The 16,691-nt window shown below is 62.9% G+C and carries 13 protein-coding genes; 3 read left to right on the top strand and 10 right to left on the bottom strand.

Annotated elements, in window-relative coordinates; all coding sequences use genetic code 11:
* Nucleotides 1–373 precede the first annotated feature (373 nt).
* Nucleotides 374–1,666 (top strand): adenylosuccinate synthase, encoded by a 1,293-nt coding sequence (locus AC3DEZ_RS08875; protein WP_141456083.1) that lies wholly within the window; start codon nucleotides 374–376, stop codon nucleotides 1,664–1,666.
* Between the two features lie 119 nt (nucleotides 1,667–1,785).
* Here the strand turns inward: AC3DEZ_RS08875 and AC3DEZ_RS08870 are convergent, their stop codons facing one another.
* Both AC3DEZ_RS08870 and AC3DEZ_RS08865 read right to left on the bottom strand, forming a co-directional pair.
* Nucleotides 1,786–2,703, bottom strand: coding sequence for a DNA adenine methylase (locus AC3DEZ_RS08870; RefSeq protein ID WP_488387885.1), 918 nt, complete (start codon nucleotides 2,701–2,703; stop codon nucleotides 1,786–1,788).
* 12 nt (nucleotides 2,704–2,715) lie between these two features.
* Entirely contained in the window at nucleotides 2,716–4,164 is a 1,449-nt protein-coding gene (locus AC3DEZ_RS08865; RefSeq protein WP_488387884.1) for a hypothetical protein, read from the bottom strand.
* Nucleotides 4,165–4,659: 495 nt separating this feature from the next.
* On the opposite strand from AC3DEZ_RS08865, the gene AC3DEZ_RS08860 reads away from it, so the two are divergent.
* Nucleotides 4,660–4,929, top strand: a complete 270-nt coding sequence (locus AC3DEZ_RS08860) for an XAC0095 family protein (RefSeq protein WP_488387883.1) — start codon at nucleotides 4,660–4,662, stop codon at nucleotides 4,927–4,929.
* Between the two features lie 78 nt (nucleotides 4,930–5,007).
* On the opposite strand, the gene AC3DEZ_RS08855 is transcribed toward AC3DEZ_RS08860, so the two are convergent.
* The 7 genes from AC3DEZ_RS08855 to AC3DEZ_RS08825 all read right to left on the bottom strand — a co-directional run bounded on the left by AC3DEZ_RS08855 (nucleotide 5,008) and on the right by AC3DEZ_RS08825 (nucleotide 14,522).
* Entirely contained in the window at nucleotides 5,008–5,826 is an 819-nt protein-coding gene (locus tag AC3DEZ_RS08855) for a C1 family peptidase (RefSeq protein WP_488387882.1), read from the bottom strand.
* Nucleotides 5,827–5,832: 6 nt separating this feature from the next.
* Nucleotides 5,833–7,308 carry a hypothetical protein gene (locus tag AC3DEZ_RS08850; RefSeq protein ID WP_488387881.1) on the bottom strand — a complete coding sequence of 492 codons (1,476 nt, stop codon included), beginning with the start codon at nucleotides 7,306–7,308 and terminating at the stop codon, nucleotides 5,833–5,835.
* Between the two features lie 40 nt (nucleotides 7,309–7,348).
* Complete coding sequence (locus tag AC3DEZ_RS08845) at nucleotides 7,349–8,554, bottom strand: patatin-like phospholipase family protein (RefSeq protein ID WP_488387880.1); 1,206 nt, start codon at nucleotides 8,552–8,554, stop codon at nucleotides 7,349–7,351.
* A gap of 32 nt (nucleotides 8,555–8,586) precedes the next feature.
* Nucleotides 8,587–9,876 carry an MBL fold metallo-hydrolase gene (locus AC3DEZ_RS08840; RefSeq protein ID WP_488387879.1) on the bottom strand — a complete coding sequence of 430 codons (1,290 nt, stop codon included), beginning with the start codon at nucleotides 9,874–9,876 and terminating at the stop codon, nucleotides 8,587–8,589.
* Nucleotides 9,873–11,780: a hypothetical protein gene (locus AC3DEZ_RS08835; RefSeq protein ID WP_488387878.1), complete on the bottom strand. Its 1,908-nt coding sequence runs from the start codon at nucleotides 11,778–11,780 to the stop codon at nucleotides 9,873–9,875. The genes AC3DEZ_RS08840 and AC3DEZ_RS08835 overlap by 4 nt, the downstream gene beginning before the upstream one ends.
* A 518-nt stretch (nucleotides 11,781–12,298) precedes the next feature.
* Nucleotides 12,299–13,747 (bottom strand): hypothetical protein, encoded by a 1,449-nt coding sequence (locus AC3DEZ_RS08830; protein ID WP_488387877.1) that lies wholly within the window; start codon nucleotides 13,745–13,747, stop codon nucleotides 12,299–12,301.
* Between the two features lie 268 nt (nucleotides 13,748–14,015).
* Complete coding sequence (locus tag AC3DEZ_RS08825) at nucleotides 14,016–14,522, bottom strand: DUF6496 domain-containing protein (RefSeq protein ID WP_488387876.1); 507 nt, start codon at nucleotides 14,520–14,522, stop codon at nucleotides 14,016–14,018.
* Nucleotides 14,523–14,688: 166 nt separating this feature from the next.
* On the opposite strand from AC3DEZ_RS08825, the gene AC3DEZ_RS08820 reads away from it, so the two are divergent.
* Nucleotides 14,689–15,180: a pyridoxamine 5'-phosphate oxidase family protein gene (locus AC3DEZ_RS08820; protein ID WP_488387875.1), complete on the top strand. Its 492-nt coding sequence runs from the start codon at nucleotides 14,689–14,691 to the stop codon at nucleotides 15,178–15,180.
* 57 nt (nucleotides 15,181–15,237) lie between these two features.
* On the opposite strand, the gene AC3DEZ_RS08815 is transcribed toward AC3DEZ_RS08820, so the two are convergent.
* Nucleotides 15,238–16,590 (bottom strand): PASTA domain-containing protein, encoded by a 1,353-nt coding sequence (locus AC3DEZ_RS08815; protein ID WP_488387874.1) that lies wholly within the window; start codon nucleotides 16,588–16,590, stop codon nucleotides 15,238–15,240.
* Between the last annotated feature and the right edge of the window lie 101 nt (nucleotides 16,591–16,691).

Below are 16,691 nucleotides of genomic sequence, written 5' to 3'. Positions count from 1 at the left end.
AGACCCTCTCCCTGTCCTGTGGGAATGTGGGAGCGACGTCAGTCGCGATTCGCGATGCCCGGCCGCTCAACCGGCTCCGGCAACGGGTCGCCCATCGCGACTGACGTCGCTCCCACAAGAAACGGGGGCGGGGCGGCTGACCGGATTGTCCCCCATTCAGCCAATCGGGGTAGCCCGCTTCACCCAAAACCCGGATAATGCACAAAAGCCGGACGGGCGCTCGCCAGAGCCAACCCCGCCGGCTTTTTCCGTGTCTGGGCACAGCGTAGTGGACCCCTCCCCGATGGAGACGGCCCGCATCGGTAACGCCGCGCCCGATCCGGCCCATCCCGGCGGCCCCGATGGTCGCCAACAAGCGAAGGAGTTACCCGTCATGGGTCAGTCAGTCGTCGTGCTCGGCGCCCAGTGGGGCGATGAAGGCAAAGGCAAAATCGTGGACCTGCTCACCGAGGAAATCGGTGCGGTCGTCCGCTTCCAGGGCGGCCACAACGCCGGCCACACCCTGGTCATCAACGGCAAGAAAACCGTTCTCCACCTGATTCCCTCCGGCATCCTGCGGCCCGACGCCCTGTGCCTGATCGGCAACGGCGTGGTCATCAGCCCGGCCGCCCTCCGGAAGGAAATCGAAGAACTGGAAACCAGCGGCGTGGACGTGCGCTCGCGCCTGAAGATTTCCCCGGCCGCCCCGCTGATCATGCCGTACCACATCGCCCTGGATCAGGCCCGCGAGAAGGCCGCCGGCGGCAAGGCCATCGGCACCACCGGTCGCGGCATCGGCCCGGCCTATGAAGACAAGGTGGCCCGTCGCGGCATCCGCATCGCCGATCTGCATTACCCCGATCAGCTGGCCGAAAAGCTGCGCGCCGCGCTGGACTACCACAACTTCGTTCTCACCAAATACCTGGGCGTGGACGCGGTGGACTTCCAGCAGGTCTACGACGAAGCGCTGGCCTTCGGCGAATACGTCCAGCCCATGAAGTCCGACGTGGCCGGCATCCTGCACGACCTGCGCAAGCAGGGTAAGCGCGTGCTGTTTGAAGGCGCCCAGGGCGCCCTGCTGGACATCGACCACGGCACCTATCCCTACGTCACCAGCTCCAATACCACCGTCGGCGGCGCGCTGGCCGGCAGCGGCGTGGGCGCGGACGCCATCGACTACGTGCTGGGCATCGCCAAGGCGTATGCGACCCGCGTCGGCGGCGGCCCGTTCCCGACCGAACTGGACGACGAAGTGGGGCAGGGCATCCGTGACCGCGGCCAGGAATACGGCGCCTCCACCGGCCGTCCCCGCCGCTGCGGCTGGATCGACATCGTCGCCCTCAAGCGTGCGGTGGCCATCAACGGCATCACCGGCCTGTGCATCACCAAGCTGGACGTGCTGGACGGCATGGAAAAGCTGAAGATGTGCATCGCCTACCGCTACCGCGGCAAGGAAACCGAGTACGCCCCGCTGGACGCCCAGGGCTGGGAAGAATGCGAGCCCGTCTACCTGGAATTCCCCGGCTGGTCCGAAACCACCCACGGCATCACCGAATGGGACAAGCTGCCCCCGGCCGCCCGCGCCTACCTGCGCGCCCTGGAAGAACTGTCCGGCTGCCCGCTGGCCATCGTCTCCACCGGCCCGGATCGCGACCATACGATGACGTTGCAGGATCCGTTTGCTTGAGTTGAGGTTGGGCTTAGGCCCACTGAGTAGTGAAAAAAGCCCCGCATTGCGGGGCCTTTTCTTGGATTCTTTGGGCGACTATCGATATGGGCTTATCTGACAAGTCAATAACTTGATCTCTATGCGGCCAATTTTCTTATCACGTCAGACGCCAAACTTAGTCCCTGCTGCGAAAGAACTGCATCGATTGATTTCACAGAAGATTCGTTGCCTACCTTGAGCTTATCAGAGAAGAAGAAAACTTCCGTACCTACATATGCTTTCTGAGCGTTGTACTGAAGTCCGTAAACGAATGAGCGGCGACGTGAATAGTGCTTGAGAATATCTGGCGCAGCGTCGTAAGAGACAATCCAAGGGAGTTTTATTTTTTGGATTATTTTTGCAATGCGCTGATGATCTTCTGCACGGTAATGATTTAGATAGAGTCTGTCAGCTTTCTCAAAATATGGTGGATCACAATAGATCAAAGACTCCTTTGGGAGTCTGGGGAGATATGTGGAGATAAAACGCTCCGCATCCCAATTTCTTAGATGAATGCTCTTTCTGTGACGGGCAATGTTCTCGATTCGACGGATGAGCTCGTTGCGTGGAAAGCGAGCATCCATCAACCATTCCCCCTCTTGAGCAAGGCCTCCGATCAATCCACCAGAAAGTATTCCAGAACGGTTAACGCGGTTGAGATAGAACATGCTGAAACCAACGTCCAGCATGCTATGTTCGTCTCTATTTCTTAAGACTTCTTGTTGTTTGCGCCATTCCCGCACGTTTAACGATGCGCGAGAAATTCGACGGCATAAATCATCTGTTTCATTCAAGACGCATTTCCAGAATGAATGGACCGCTGAACAAGAGTCATTCAGGTGAATATGAGATGCAGTTCCGTTCAGTAGAAGCTCAATAGCCACTCCTGCACCACCTGCGTAGGGCTCGGCGTAGTGGCCGCCTCGAAGGTCATTCCCAGTCATGAGCTCTGAAACAAATGGAGCAAGCTTTTGCTTGCCTCCTGGATAACGCAGAGGAGTCTTATATCTGCTCATGGCAATCACCGGTCATTTATTCATTTCTTCAAGCAGGGGGAAAACGTTGGCAAACAAGATGCAAACGCTGGTTCCGGTGATTAAATATCGGGTGTTATGAACGAGTTGATTCATTGAAGTAACGGAAAGCATGCTTTCAGGATTTGCTAACTCAGCAATCGCGCCTTGGAGAGCCCGAATCTTCGCTGTGTCCGTTTTATTCAGTGTCAAATGTTGAACGACATCTTTGAGAATTTTTACAAGTTCGCGGTCGCGTCCATTGTTCTCAGTCGCAGTTGGTCCATTTTGCGACGCATGATCTGCGCAGTATGCCTTGGCTGAGACTTCAAACATACTGCGCAAGACGAAGCAGAACGCATGTGGCGTTTCCATGACATTCAGTAATTTCAGCTCTTCCAAGAGGGTCGCTAGCTTTGTACGTCCGCTACCCTTGGGCTTGAATTTTCTAAGTAGGGCTGCGACCGAGCGAGGGTCATTGGCGGGATACGCATTAGGACTTTTGGGGAGAGAGCTAGTCCCCCCGGCATTGGTTGTTGATGGTGCTGTTCCGCCGGCTCCACCAGAGCCGCTAGAACTGCCAGGGACACCAGAACTGCCAGGTACACCAGTCGCCGTGCCACCTGTTTGGTTAGGTGAATTGCTACCCGGACCGCCATTAGGTTGATTGGGCGGTTGAGAGGGCGGCATGTTGTACTTGTGGCCAAATGAGTCGGACCTGACATCTTTGAACTTTACGTTGCTAAGGCCAATATCAAGCATTAGCTCTTCAAGTCCGGGACGATTCGAAATCTTGGGATAGGTTCTAGCCACATCTGGTCCCGACTTGAGCCCGAGGCGGCCAGCAAGACGCTTCATCGCTTCTTCCAGAACCGTAAGCGGATAGTCGCCAGCCCATCGCTCCGCCTGAGTAGCGGATATATTCTTTCCTTTTTCGAGATACTTCTCTAAAAGATCTAGTGCGGGCTCTGGACTACTTGATTTGTCGCGATTGTGGCGCGCACGAGCGACTGCGCTCCAGCGTAGTCGTCCAGCCTTTTCTCCCTTGCCATGAGTGAGAGTTACGATGCGGTCCGCAATGGCGGCCTCGCTTGCCGCATAAAGCGTGCATGGAACGTCCGTATTTGCCTTCTTCCAGTTGCGATCTAAAGATGCAAGCTTCTCAGAGATGTGCGGAGGAAGTGAAAATTCATCGGCAGGAATGATCCCGTGGATGATTTTCATGCTCGCTATGCGTCGGTTTCCTTCCTTAACTACGTTTTTCTTGCCATCTTGAAGTGCAATGATGTTCTCGTTCGGAAGATAGCCGTCATCGAGAAGGCTTTCCATGACTGCCCAGAACCATTCTGGTTCAACGGCAATCAATGAATGAACTGCTGAGACTTCATCTGGCTGCTCTACTGTCCGGTAGTTCTTAGTGTCCAGTGAAAGCTTCTTTACCGCTATCAATTGCGTTACAGGCACAGCACCCCTCCTTAGTTTCCTTGCTTCCCCGTCCCCCACCTAACTACCTGGTGGGCAGCCCCCATTTGGCAGTAACAATCGTACTACACGTGAAAAAGCTCTGCAGTTTTGAGCTCCAAGGGCCATGCTGCGATGTGGGACTTCAAGAAGGAAGCATTTTTTTCTCGTTTCCATCCAGTTTGAGAGGGCACAAATGCGACTAAGCATAGGTGTCGCCTCAATGTGCGTTGACACCACCCACCCCAGCCCCTAACCATTGCCCCCGGAGCCTCGAAACTCCGCAAACAGCGGTACCCACCACCGACATTTGGTGGGCTTTTTTATGCCCGAACTCACGTTCGGGCATAATTTCCCGTCGCAGGCTTCCTGTGTCGGGAGGGCGGCTAATACAACACCCCACAAGGGGAATACGCCCGCCGGCTGTTTGCGGTTTCGAGCCTCCCGACATCCCGCCTGCGTGTGCAGGCGGGCCACCGCACTGAAGGGAGCAATGCCATGGGCGACGATCGCCAACACTCTCACTCGAACCGCCAACCCCCGCGCGAAAAGAGGCGCACCGGTTACCTGCTGACCCAGGACGCCTATCAGCTGTTGTACGGCCTGCGCGAACGCGTCCGCCTGACCACCACACTTGCCCGCTCACGCAGCGAGCTGCCCAACCGCTACGAACCCACCCCGCCCGTGGGCGACTGGGCCTACGTGCTGGAAAAGTGGACCGAGGAACTGGACTTCGTGTTGAAGCACACGAGCTGGCAGCCGCGCTAGGCGGCAAGACGGGGCCGGGCGGCAGGTGTCGCCCGGCTCTTGGGGACGTCAGGTGCCCTTCTGCGGGACTTGACCGCTTCACGCCATATCAAACGAGTAGATGGCGTAAGGCGTGAGGACACCGCTGTCCTCATATCCGATCTTGAAGAACCCTCCATCTCCCCAGCCAGGGCCAAGGCTGTTCATGCCTATCCAGCATTGTTCGGCGTCGTCATAGCCGACAAAACAGACTGCGTGCCGGCCAATGACCGGCGACGACGGCGTTGCCCGATATACGTCGGTTCCCGTGTACCAGTTCAGGAAGTCTTCCCGGAGATCCATGATGGCCAGGACGGGGCCATGTCGCGATATCTCGCGCTTGACGTCGTCCGCCTTCCAGAACCGATACGCGGCCGATGCCTTGCTCCAGGTTACATCCGATATCGCGCGGCAAGAGGCCATATCGTCCAACTCCTCTCCGTCCGACGTCACGGGAAAGCCATTCTTGAGGAGGGTATTGGCGAGCTTTTCGATTCTGGGCGGACTCTGGCGGTCCTGCTGCATTGCACAGAAATGAAGGTAGCGGGGCGAGAACTCCATCGATCCGGATCCGAGGACCGACCTTGCCTCCGCGACGGCGCAAGCGGCGTGGGCCATGCAGGTGGCGTTCTTCATGCCCTGATCCCTCGGCGTGCCTACTACGCCGGGTTGGTCCTTCCAGTCGAAGGATGAATCAAGGGGGGAGCTTGAAGCGGGGCGCTCCGAGAACACGCTTATCAGGGCGAAGTGCCGCCGTATCCAGGTGAAGCCGGAATCTTCCACGCCATCGACCAGGGGGCTGTCCGCGAAGAAGGGCGTGGCTCGAACCTTCCAGCCTTTTTCGATGGCCTCGGCACGGAGTACATCCAGGTCCGACATGGCTTGTTAGTCCTGGCTCAGTTGTTTCAATGCGGCGTCCAGGGCGAGTTGTGCCTGGATGTTGGCCAGGTGCGCGTTCAGTAGCGCCGTATCCGTGGTAAACGCGTTGGTGGCGGCTACCGTATCGCTGTTGCTTGCGGGCACCAGCGCCTTTTCCGCCGCTGCCAGCTCCGCCTGCGCCTTGAGAAACGCGGTCTTCTGCTGCATGCGTTCCAGTTCGGTGGTGACGGTCTTGTCCCGGACGGACAAGGCGGTATCCAGCATGCCGCCGAAGGCGGAGGCCGCGACTTCCGCGGTGGCGGCTTCGGAACGGACGCCCAGCTTGAGCGGTTTGCCGGCGTCATTGAACGTGGCTTCGACCACCTTCTTGCTGAACATCGGACTATGCAGCGGCAGCGAGAAAACGGCGCCCAACTGGCTGATGGGGCCGGAGGATGTCGCGATGACATCGCCCTTGGCGCATCCCGGTGCCGAGCACAGCAGAAGCGCCCCCATGACCGGCATACGATACTTGACACCTCGGACACCATCGTCCTTGCAGCCGGGGGAGCAGGGATCCTTGCCATAGTCGATGGCGGACGTCAGCTTGGCATATACCCCGGTCTTGTCCTGGAAGGCTTTCAGCTCGGCCTCGTCCACGCCCACGCTCCCCCATGAATCCAGCTGTTTTTCGGACAGCAGGGGGATGAGCGTCCCCGGGCTTTCGGTTGTGCTCCCGTCCAGAGGCCAGGTGAATTTCTCCACGTTGCTTATCTTCTTGAGGAGTTGGCTGAGCTCTTCCTGCTTGTCTGCCAGTTCGTTGCTCTCCTTGTGGACAAGCGCAATCTGGTCGGAGAACAGTTCGCGTTCCGTCGCGCTCCAGGCGTCGCCCAGCGCGGCGGCGGAGGTCCGCATGGCCTCCAGTTGCTTGGTCATTCTTTCTTGCCTGGCCGTCAGTTTCCTTATCTCCGATTCCTTCGTCTTTACCTTGTCGAGTGTCTCCTCGGTATCCTGATTGCAGCCGGATCCGACACCCGCGGCGCCGGCGCCGGCGGCGACAATCTTTCCAACCGATGTGACGATGGCGGAAATGGCCTGGGCGGAGCGGTCGTCCGCGCTTGCATTGATGGACTTGAGCGTGCCGTTCTCGTGGTACTCGACGACAACGCTGGAGACCTTCCAGGCACTTTGGAGTGATTGAAGGTCGATGACGTAGTGACGCTTGGGATCGGGCACTTCCTTGGGCGATATCTTTGCGTCGAAGGCTATCTTCAGTCCGGCGATGTCGGCACCTCCGGACGGATTCGGCGTCGAGCATGCCCCGACGCGTCGCGTGACGGTGACCTCGTACTGGGTGAAGCTCAGGTTGTAGGGCGCACCCGCGATGGGTGGAGCGGCGTTGCTCCCTACGCGAACGGCATCCAGGTCTGTCGCGCATCCGGCGGTCAGCACCATGCAGGCTGCAAGCAGATAGCCGGGCCGCTTCGCGGGTCGTAGGGTCATGGTTCCCTCCAATGTGATGGGTTGTGTCCGGGCGATGGCTTTACACCTTCGCCGCCGGATACGGAAAATCCGCCGGCGGTGGATAGGTGGGGTTGAACCAGGCGCGCACGGCGGCGTCGGTGTTGGCGTAGCCCCAGTTGATCAGCCGCTCCTGCAAGGTCTTGTCCTTGTAGGCGAGATCAGTGGGGACAGCGGCCAGTTCGGCGGTGCGCTTGGCGGGGCAGGGCAGGGGATCCGGACAGGGGTGCGTGGCGATGTCCTGCTGGATGTCCCAGAACGCGCCGTAGCGCTGCTTGTCGCGCAGGGCGCCCACCAGCAGGATCTTGCGTTGCGCCAGCACCTGGTTGTCCATGACGTCGATGCAGCGCGAGCCGATGGAGACCCAGTTCTTCGATGGGCCGGGCATTGGCGCGAACGGCTTGCCGGCGTTGCTGACGAACAGGGTCATGAAGCCCTTGAAGCAGGTTTCCAGTCCCAGGTTGTCGTAGACGCCGCCGTCGGCCAGGACGGGGCGGGTGGTGTAGGGCGGATATTGCAGGAAGCCGGTGTGCGGCGTGTATTGCGAGGCTTCCAGCTTGAGTTCCGCCGGCGCGAGCACGGGCGGAAACGCCGACGAGGCCGCGACCGCTCTGGCCAGCGACAGCACCGGGTTGGGCACCTCGCCCACCTTCCAGTCACGCATGTAGGGACGCGAGAAGCGCCACAGCGCGCCGGACTGCAGGTTGGAGGCGTTGATGACGAAGCGCACGTCGTCGGGCAGGTCCTGCAGGGTCTTGCCGCGATACAGCGCCTTGTCGTAGGCGCGGGCGATGTGATCGTTGACGCTGCCCGGCAGCAGGATGTCCTTGATGACCTGCCAGATGCCGGCGGCGCTGGTGCCGGCCAGGGTGGTGGCGGCCATGCGCCGCACGGGCGCGACCACCGCGCTCTGGAACGCCTCGTCGAAAGCCGCGCCGGACAACGGCTTGAGCTGCGCCATCGCCAGGCCCAGCACCGCCGAGACGATGGAGCCGCCGGACACGCTGGACACCCGCGCCAGCGGGCCGAGCGTGGACAGCTTGCCGGGTGCGGTGAGTCCTTGCAGCGGCTGGCCGGAAAAGAATCCGAACTGCCCCAGCCGCCACAGCACGCCGGTATGGAACAGCATCGCGCGATAGCCGCCGCCGGACAGCGCGATGGCCGCGCCGGGGCTGGGCGGCGTGTTGTCGCGCGTGGGTTCGCGGACCAGTTGATCGAGCTCGATCATCGCGGCACTCCTGTGCGGGGACGGACGGAAAATCAGCAGGGAATCGACAGTTCAATCCATTTGCCGTCATCGCCTTTGCGGAATCCGCGAGGCAGCCGCTCGGGCAACTGATCGCTGCGCACATGGCGCATATCGTGTTCTTCGAGCGCGGTGACCAGATCGGGGAGCGGAATATTGTTGCGATAGTTGCCGGGGCCTTCCTGGGTGGAAATCATGGCCGGGATGCCTTCCGGCAGGACTTCCTCCACCAGGGTCTTGGGCGTGGCGTTGTGGCTGCCGTGATGGCCGACTTTCAGGAAGGTGGCGTTGTGCAGCAGCGCACGCGCGTCGTCGTCGGCGAGGATGCGCTTCCACGTCCCCCACTCGGCGTCGCCGGGGAACAGCAGGCGCGCCTTGCCCACTTCGATCACCAGGACCAGGCTGGTGGAGTTGATCATGTCGTCCACGTGGGTGGCGGCGAGCAGGGCGTCGGCGCCGGTGGCCAGGTTCTCCAGCCATTTCTTTTCGTTGCGGGTGAGCAGATCCTCGGCGCCGCCCTCGTCCTCGCGCACCTGCCATTCCGGTCCGAACGCGGCCAGGGCGGACATGTCGGCCACCGCCTCGCCGCTGGCGGCGGCCGCGGCGCGCATGGCCAGGGCGCGATAGGTTTCGCCATCGGCTTCCGGATCCAGTTCCTCGATCAGTTCCGGATCGCGGGGCGGGCCCAGCACGTGGATGACCACATCGGGCAGGTCCGGGCAGGAGAATGACTCCGGAAACGTCCGGGTGGCGGGCAGGAATCGCGGCTTGGTGCGCCGGCGATACGCGAAGCCCTCATGCAGGCAGTCCAGCGCTTTTGCGTTGCTCCAGCCGCCGGCGGCGGCCATGCCGGGCAGTTCGACGCCGGCGTTCCACAGCATGAATTCCACGCTTTCGCGATCGGCGGCATTCAATTGGAACGAGCTCAGCGCGGTGGCCAGGTTCATCGCGAAGCTGGCCTGCTTCTTCCACAGCCGGACGGCCTTCTCGTTCTTGCGGTCTTCCACCCACGGCAGCCAGACCTCGCCCACCGAGACCTGGTCCCACAGCGACGAGTTGAATGCGAACAGGTGATCGGCGTGGCGGTGGGTGCAGATCACCACGTCGATATGCGCTTCCTCCGCGCCGGTGATGCTCTTGACGTCCTTGGTGATCTGCTCGACCAGTTCATCGCCGCTGAATTCACCCTTGCCACGGCTGTGGAAGCCGGCGTCGATGAGGATCAGCCGGCCGTCCGGCAGCGTGATCAGGAAGCTGTCGCCGAAGCCGACGTTGTACATGCATATCTTGACCGTCTTGCTCATCGCCAGCGCCTCCCGTCCATGGCCCGTGCCGAGTACGCGTCCAGCAGGCGTCTGGGCGCCAACTGGTCGGTTTTCCAGGAATGGCCGCAGGCTTCGTCGAATGCGCCCAGCCAGCTGACCATGCGCGCTTCGCGAGTGGGCTGGAAGGGCTTGCAGATGAGGTAGCGGACATGGCCGTCGATGCTGGCGATGACGGTGGTGCCCGCGCGATAGACCAGGCCGCCCAGTGGACGGTCGTCGGGCGATTTCTGCACGACGTGGACCACCATCTCGATGAGCAGTTCGCCGTTGGGCGCGATGCGATGGACCGGATGGAAGCCGCGGATGGCGACTTTCGTCTCCGGGTTGGTGTCCAGCTTCAGGCGCGTGCGGTTGGCATTGGCCCAGCTGTGCAGGCGTGCGCCAATGCTCCTGAGTTCCGGCTCGGTCTCTTCCTCTTCCTCCTCGTCGGCGCCGGCCGATTCGGGAGGCGCGGTTTCGGTGGGCGCTGCCGCGGATTCGGCTTTCGCCAGTTCCGGCCAGGGCTGCGACACGCTGAATTCGCTCAATCGACGCTTCTGACTGCGGCGGCGCGATTCCCTTCGATTGACGTTGCGATCCAGTTCGCGCGCGCCGAAGCCCAGCAGGGTGCGGACGATGTCCGCCAGCTCCAGGTTGGAGGTGTCTTCGGCCGCTTCCACGGGCGCCGGGTCGTCGGGTTCCTCGGGCCGCAGCAGCAGCGACTGCACGGCCAGCGAGCCGACCGCCTCGGGACGGATGCCGCGGGCGCGGAAGGCTTCGATCATGTCGGCGCGCAGGCCGGAATCATCGGAACGGTTGAGCTCGAAATCCGCGGTGACCATGGCGCGCAGGAAATCGCTGAAGGTGGGATCCACCGGCGGCAGGTAGTCGGTGGCGCGGATGCACATCGACAGCACGGCCTGGGCCGTGCGCACGCATTCGGTGGTCAGCCGGTTGACCAGATCCGGATGCAGTTCACCCTCGGGCAGGCGGCCGCTGCCGCCGGTGGCCAGGCGCAGCAGATCGCGGGTGCGGCGCACGTAGGTCAGCACGAAGCCCTCGTACACCGCAGATACCAATATCCAGCCCAGCGCGTGCGGCTCGCGGGTGGCGGCGAACAGCGCCGGATCGGGTTTGCCGGCAATCCGGCGCAGGGCCTGGCCCTTGCCGGTGGCCGCGCCGAACTGGCTGCCGATGTTGAGCAGGATGTTGTTTTCGGCCAGCAGATCGCCGCGGGTTTCGCGGATGGCGGGCGCAACGAGTTCGGGGAAGGTCAGACGCTGGAACATCGCCACGATGTCGGCGAAGGCTTCATGCAGCGCGGGCACCTGCGGATTGGTCGGCTCGCTGTAGTACTCGTGCAGGCGGGTCAGCGCGGCGTGGGCGACTTCGTGGGCGATGATGTCGTGCGACAGGCAGGTGAAGATGGTCTGTCCGGGCAGGTTGGCGCCGGGGTCGTCATCGTCGGCGGGGAAGTAGCCGAACAGGACCGCGTTGAGTTTCCTGTCGTAGTAGGCGTTGCGTGCCTGGAAGGCGTGCGGGAACAGGCGCAGCCGCTCGCCCCTGCGGAACCGCAGCCGCCGGCCGAGCGCGCGGTCGAAGTTCTCCAGCACCTTCGACGCCACCGCGTAGACCATCTGCTGATGGAACTGCGGGTCGTGCTCCGCCGGTTCCAGTCCGTGCACCATGGCGATGTCGTCATCGCCCAGATCCACGGCGCGATAGTAGCGCTGGGTGGCGGCGTCGTAATCCACCACTTCCAACCGGTCATCGCGGAAGGAACGCTCGTCGCGTTCGACGGGGCGGTAGGGAATCTCGATGGTCACCCGGTGATCGCCACCTCGGGCAATCATCGGGTCGAACGCAAAGATGCGCAGCGGGCGCCGCTCCGGGCGCGTATCCAAGGGCGACTTTCGCACAACGACCTCCGTGGCGATGCGACGGCAAGCATCCAATCTCTGTCAGCCGCGCGCCGGCCCCTGTGTCCCCATCACGGCGCGAGCCTTGCGATTTAACAGGAGTGCATGGCCGCTGCAATCGGATCCGGTGGTTATCCGACGGACGGTGTGCGACGCCACGCGCGGAATACTTGCCGCAAGCGCGGCTTACCCGCCTGGCGCGGCGTCACACGCACGCGTCATGCCCCCCGGCGCGGAGGCGGGATACGTGCCGGTACGGATGGGGCACTGTTCGTGATGGTTGAAGGCGACGGCCTGCGTGTAGTCCGCGAGGACATGGCTACCCGGATCCGGGGTGACATCGGCGTGTGGATGCAAACGTGTTCCCGGTGCGCGGATGACATTGTGCGGATGGCGGCATTCGGCCGGGTTGTCGGAAGCGTCGATACGGGCGAGTCATTCCCTGCGCCCCTTCTTGTGCGACGCGCCGTCCGCCCATCGTGGACGGGGTTTGTGGGCATGGTTCATGGCAGGCGTGTGGGGCGGCTGCCCTGGCACTGCATTTCCGAACCGCCGGCGAAACGTGCCGTGACCAGATTCTCCACGAAGCCATTGAAGGCTTCGCCCCAGATCTTGCTGTGGCCGTTGACCAGTTTTCCCTTCACCCGCACCACCATGTAGGGCGAATGCGGATCCGGGACGTGGGTGTCGTCCCGGTAGCGTTCGAGTTCCACGCCATCCAGGCTCCAGGTGTTCTCCTTTCCGCAGATGTAATCGTCCCAGCCGGGATAGTTGGGGCGGATGGCGTCGGCGACCTGGCTGAGCGTCTTCATGCCCATCAGGCTCTGGATGCCCAGCAACTGCCGGGTCCGGTCCGGCACGTCCAGCGTGTGGGTCCACTTTTCCTTCAGGTGGCCGAGCGCCACCAGATCGTGTTTGCGCTGGCCCTGCGTGGTGTAGTTGTTGGTAAGGGTGGAGAAGAAGCGACCGGCGGGGAAGAAGTAGCGCGTGGCGCTGTCTTTTTCCGACATGAACACGGCGAGGATCGGCATCTGCCCGCGCGCGAAGGGAATCTGCCGGGAGCGTGCTTCCAGCGAATCGTAGCGGGTGTTCTCGAACGCCGGATTGACCAGGATGACCATGTCCGCCACCGACGCGGGCACCGGTTTGCAGGACGTTTCCTGCAAGGGCAGGCCCAGGGTGGATTCCACGCGCGTGCCAGAGAACGGCGCGATCCTGAGTTGCGGACCATCCGCTGCCGGGGAGGCCGGCACGCATTGTTGCGCTTCCACCAACTCGCGCATCAGCAGGTGTTCGGTGGCGTTGTAGACCAGCGCGCCGCCGAAGCTGTGGCCGGCGATGACCAGCGCGTGCCGGCCTCCGTTGGCCGCTGGCTGCGAGCGCAGCGCGGACAGTTCCGAGATGACTTCGATGGCGCCGTCGGTGCCGACGCGATGCGCGGTGGCCTTGCGGCGCCAGAACGTCAGTTCCTTGCCCGGCTCCCATTTGGCGCTCAGGCCGCGCCAGCCCAGGTAGACGCCTTCCACCTGGCGGCGTTGCGCGGGCGGAATTTCGTGTTCTTTCTCGTAGGCGGCCAGGTTGGCGCGCAGTTTGACCAACAGGGCCTGGAAGTCGCGCACGTTCTCGTCGCCTACTTCCGCGTTGTGCTTCCAGCCGTGGGCGAACAGCACCAGCAGGGTGGCGCGCTGGCGGGTGCGTTCGCGCAGCAGATCCAGCGCCTGTCGCGTGCGTGCGCGATCGTGCAGCGCGCCTTGGTCATCGAACTCCACATAGGTGATGTAGGCGCCGTCCGGCCCGCTGCGCAGCGGATGGCGGATCGCCGCGCGGCAATCGCGCTGATCGGTCTCCTGGCAGGGCGTGGCCGATGCCGGCTGCACGCGATAGGCGACGTTGTGCGCGCAGCCGGCCAGCCACAGGCAGGCGACCGCGACGAGCGGACGGAACAGACGCATGACGATTCCCCGATTGGTCCTTCAAACCTCCCTGCCGGCGGCCCGTGGCCGACCAGCCCCACTTCCTCGCCGGCCCTCCCCAAGGGCATATCGGCGATATCGGCAAGCGTATACCAGGACGGTGGCGCCGAGCCGGCTCGGCGGAAGGACGACGTCAGGTGGGCCCGGGTCCACCATCGCGGTGCTTGGCGATGGGTGAGCGCCTCGCGGCTTCACCCGGTATCGCGCCTGGCGACGGCAATGGTGGGCCGAGGCCCACCCGACATTGTCAGGAGGCTGCCTTGCGGGTGCGCGCGGCCTTTTTGGCCGCGGCCGAACGCTTGGCGGGTCCTTGGGTGCGGGCGGCTTTCTTTGCCGCGGCGGAGCGGTCGGCGGCGGTGCGCTTGCTGGCCGCCTTCTTGGCCTGCTTGGACAGGGCGGCACGGCTGACAGCCTTCTTTGCGGCCTTCTTGCTGGTGGTCTTCAGTGCCTTTATGGCACCGGCCGAGCGTTGGGTGGCGGGGCGCTTTGTGACGGTTTTCCTGCCCTTGGCGATGTCCTTGCGGGCTCTCTTCTTGACCGCCGGCGAGGCGGTGTCGCCGGGTTCGACATCGATGCCGGCGCGGCGGGCCTTGGACAGGCCGATGGCGATGGCCTGCTTCGTGTTCTTGACTCCATGCTTGCCCTCGCGGACGTGTTCGATTTCCTCGCGGACGAACTCGCCGGCCTGGGTGCTGGCCGACTTGCCTTCGCGCCTGTCGCGTTCGACGGCGCGGCGGGTCTTTGCTTCCGGCATGGCGGAGTCCTCCTCGGGACAACGCACCCGTGTTAGTCCCGTGCGCGTGAACAGGCGGCGAAGGCAACGCTGGCGGACACGACTATCACGGCGATAACGCTTGCTTGACGGCCACGTGACATCCGCGGGACTAGCGTGAACTCACCCGTTTCGAGGGAGTATCGCCATGCATACGCCACAGGAACTCGAAAAGAAATTCTGGAAACTGCTGAAGTCCGACATGGTCGTGATGATCGGCCTGGAGGGCGCCGAGGACGGCCACACTCGCCCGATGACCGCGCAGATGGAGGAAGAGGGACACGGCCCCGTCTGGTTCTTCACCACCACCGACAACCGTCTGGCCCGGCGCGCGGGCACGCCGCAGCGCGCCATCGCCACGTTCTCGGCCAAGGGTCATGATCTGTTCGCCAGCATCAACGGCACGCTGGTGCAGCAGATGGATCGCGATGTGGTGGACCGGCTGTGGAATCCTTACCTGGCCGCCTGGTACGAAGGCGGGATGGAAGATCCGCGCCTGGCGCTGCTGCGCTTCGATGCCGAGCATGCGGAAATCTGGTTGAACGAAAACCCGATGCTGGCCGGGGTGAAGCTGATGCTGGGCATGGATCCGAAGAAGCACTATCGCGATCGCGTGGCCGAGGTGAATCTGCGGCATTGAATCCCCACCGGGCGACCGACCCTGCCGATCGCCCGGAGAGATGTCCGCGGGCGACGGTCACTGCGCGAAATGGACCTGGTTGATCAGCCGCACGCGATCGATCTCCAACAGCGGCTTGAGCCACTTGCTGCGGGTGACCGCGTAGTCCAGGCGCACGCTTGAGCCTTTCGCGACCGGTGTCTGTGGCGCGGGCGCCTGGCCAAGCACCTGCATGCGCGGCGTGGCGACATCCGCCTCGGGCACCGAACGCGAGTTGGGCTGCGCGACCAATCCCAGTGCCGCCAGATGCGATTGCGCGGCGGCGAGCGGGGTGTGGGTCAGATCGGGAACCTGGACGACCGTCGCTTCCGGCGGCGCGATGATGCGCTTCAGACGCACCGTCGGCAGATCGGCGGGCTCCTCGAATCCCGTGTCGATGCTGCCTTCGGCCAACCCTTCCGCATGCGACATGACCTTGTTCAGCGTGCTCGCATAGCTGGCTTTCCATGCGCGCGCGTCCTCGTCGGCGGGAGGATCGCTGAAGTACTGGCGATTGTCGCTGGTGAGGAAGAAGTCCAGTTCATCCACCACCTGTTTGTAGCGGGCGCGTTTGCGCGCGCAGTCGTCCAGGCGTTCGCGCAGGTTGGCGCGGGTCCAGGGATTGCCCTGCAGCTCGGGAATGGTGTCGTAGGAGGCCAGTTCCACCTGGATGGCGACCGGATTGTCCAGCGCGATCTGGGGAAACGCCTTCAGGCGGTTGAGCGCGCCGGCGACGTCGTTGACCAGACTGCAGGTCACGCCGCTGCCCGAGGCCTGGTACTGGATGATACGGGTCTGCGCCGAGGACATCCGGTGGCGCATGTCCTCGCTGAGATTGAAATCGACGCCGCCGCTGACCAGGAATCCGTTGTACTCGGCCTGCAGACTGGCCGCCATGCTCTTCTGCACGTTGGTGTCGGTATGGACGATCTCGATGATGATGTAGAACTCGCCACCGGTGAGCGCCGAGCGGACAAAAGCATCTCCGTAGGCCCGCCGGAACCGATCCTCGATGTTGACGATGTTCGCCGCCGCCGGCTTCCCCTTGGGGTCGTACATGCCGACCGGCGGATTGCGCACCTCGCATTTGGCCAGCAGGTAGGTGGCGAACGATTTGTATTGCGTCTTCTCGCTCATCTCGAATTTGCCCGAGGCCGAGAACAGCCCGTAGCGCATCTCCGCGCCGATGGACAAGCCCAGTGATTCCTCCAGTTCCTCGGAAGTCTCGATGATGGTCACGTCGTAGCTCACGGTCTGACCGCTGTTGTGCGGATCCACCTGGCCCGCTTCGGGCTGGATGGCCACGCCCAGCGGCGTACCGGTGGTGGTATCGATGCCGCGCCCCAGTTGCAGCGCGGCGCGGCCGGCGGAGTTCATGTAGCGGACTGCCATGACGAGTCCCTCCTGTGGGATCTCCAGGTGAAGAGAACGCGGGTGCGCGGGCGTGGCCGGGATGGCGTGACGCTCGCGGCGATGCGATGCGGGACGATGCG

This window comes from Pseudoxanthomonas sp. 134C1 (assembly GCF_057773065.1).
Note: the sequence above shows the minus strand (reverse complement) of the source record. Positions and strands in the feature narration are given on the sequence as shown.

Excerpts from the sequence above, each read along its gene's own strand:
- AC3DEZ_RS08875 (WP_141456083.1), top strand. The coding sequence starts at position 374 with ATGGGTCAGTCAGTCGTCGTGCTCGGCGCCCAGTGGGGCGATGAAGGC.
- AC3DEZ_RS08870 (WP_488387885.1), bottom strand. The coding sequence starts at position 2,703 with ATGAGCAGATATAAGACTCCTCTGCGTTATCCAGGAGGCAAGCAAAAG.
- AC3DEZ_RS08860 (WP_488387883.1), top strand. The coding sequence starts at position 4,660 with ATGGGCGACGATCGCCAACACTCTCACTCGAACCGCCAACCCCCGCGC.
- AC3DEZ_RS08855 (WP_488387882.1), bottom strand. The coding sequence starts at position 5,826 with ATGTCGGACCTGGATGTACTCCGTGCCGAGGCCATCGAAAAAGGCTGG.
- AC3DEZ_RS08850 (WP_488387881.1), bottom strand. The coding sequence starts at position 7,308 with ATGACCCTACGACCCGCGAAGCGGCCCGGCTATCTGCTTGCAGCCTGC.
- AC3DEZ_RS08845 (WP_488387880.1), bottom strand. The coding sequence starts at position 8,554 with ATGATCGAGCTCGATCAACTGGTCCGCGAACCCACGCGCGACAACACG.
- AC3DEZ_RS08840 (WP_488387879.1), bottom strand. The coding sequence starts at position 9,876 with ATGAGCAAGACGGTCAAGATATGCATGTACAACGTCGGCTTCGGCGAC.
- AC3DEZ_RS08830 (WP_488387877.1), bottom strand. The coding sequence starts at position 13,747 with ATGCGTCTGTTCCGTCCGCTCGTCGCGGTCGCCTGCCTGTGGCTGGCC.
- AC3DEZ_RS08825 (WP_488387876.1), bottom strand. The coding sequence starts at position 14,522 with ATGCCGGAAGCAAAGACCCGCCGCGCCGTCGAACGCGACAGGCGCGAA.
- AC3DEZ_RS08820 (WP_488387875.1), top strand. The coding sequence starts at position 14,689 with ATGCATACGCCACAGGAACTCGAAAAGAAATTCTGGAAACTGCTGAAG.
- AC3DEZ_RS08815 (WP_488387874.1), bottom strand. The coding sequence starts at position 16,590 with ATGGCAGTCCGCTACATGAACTCCGCCGGCCGCGCCGCGCTGCAACTG.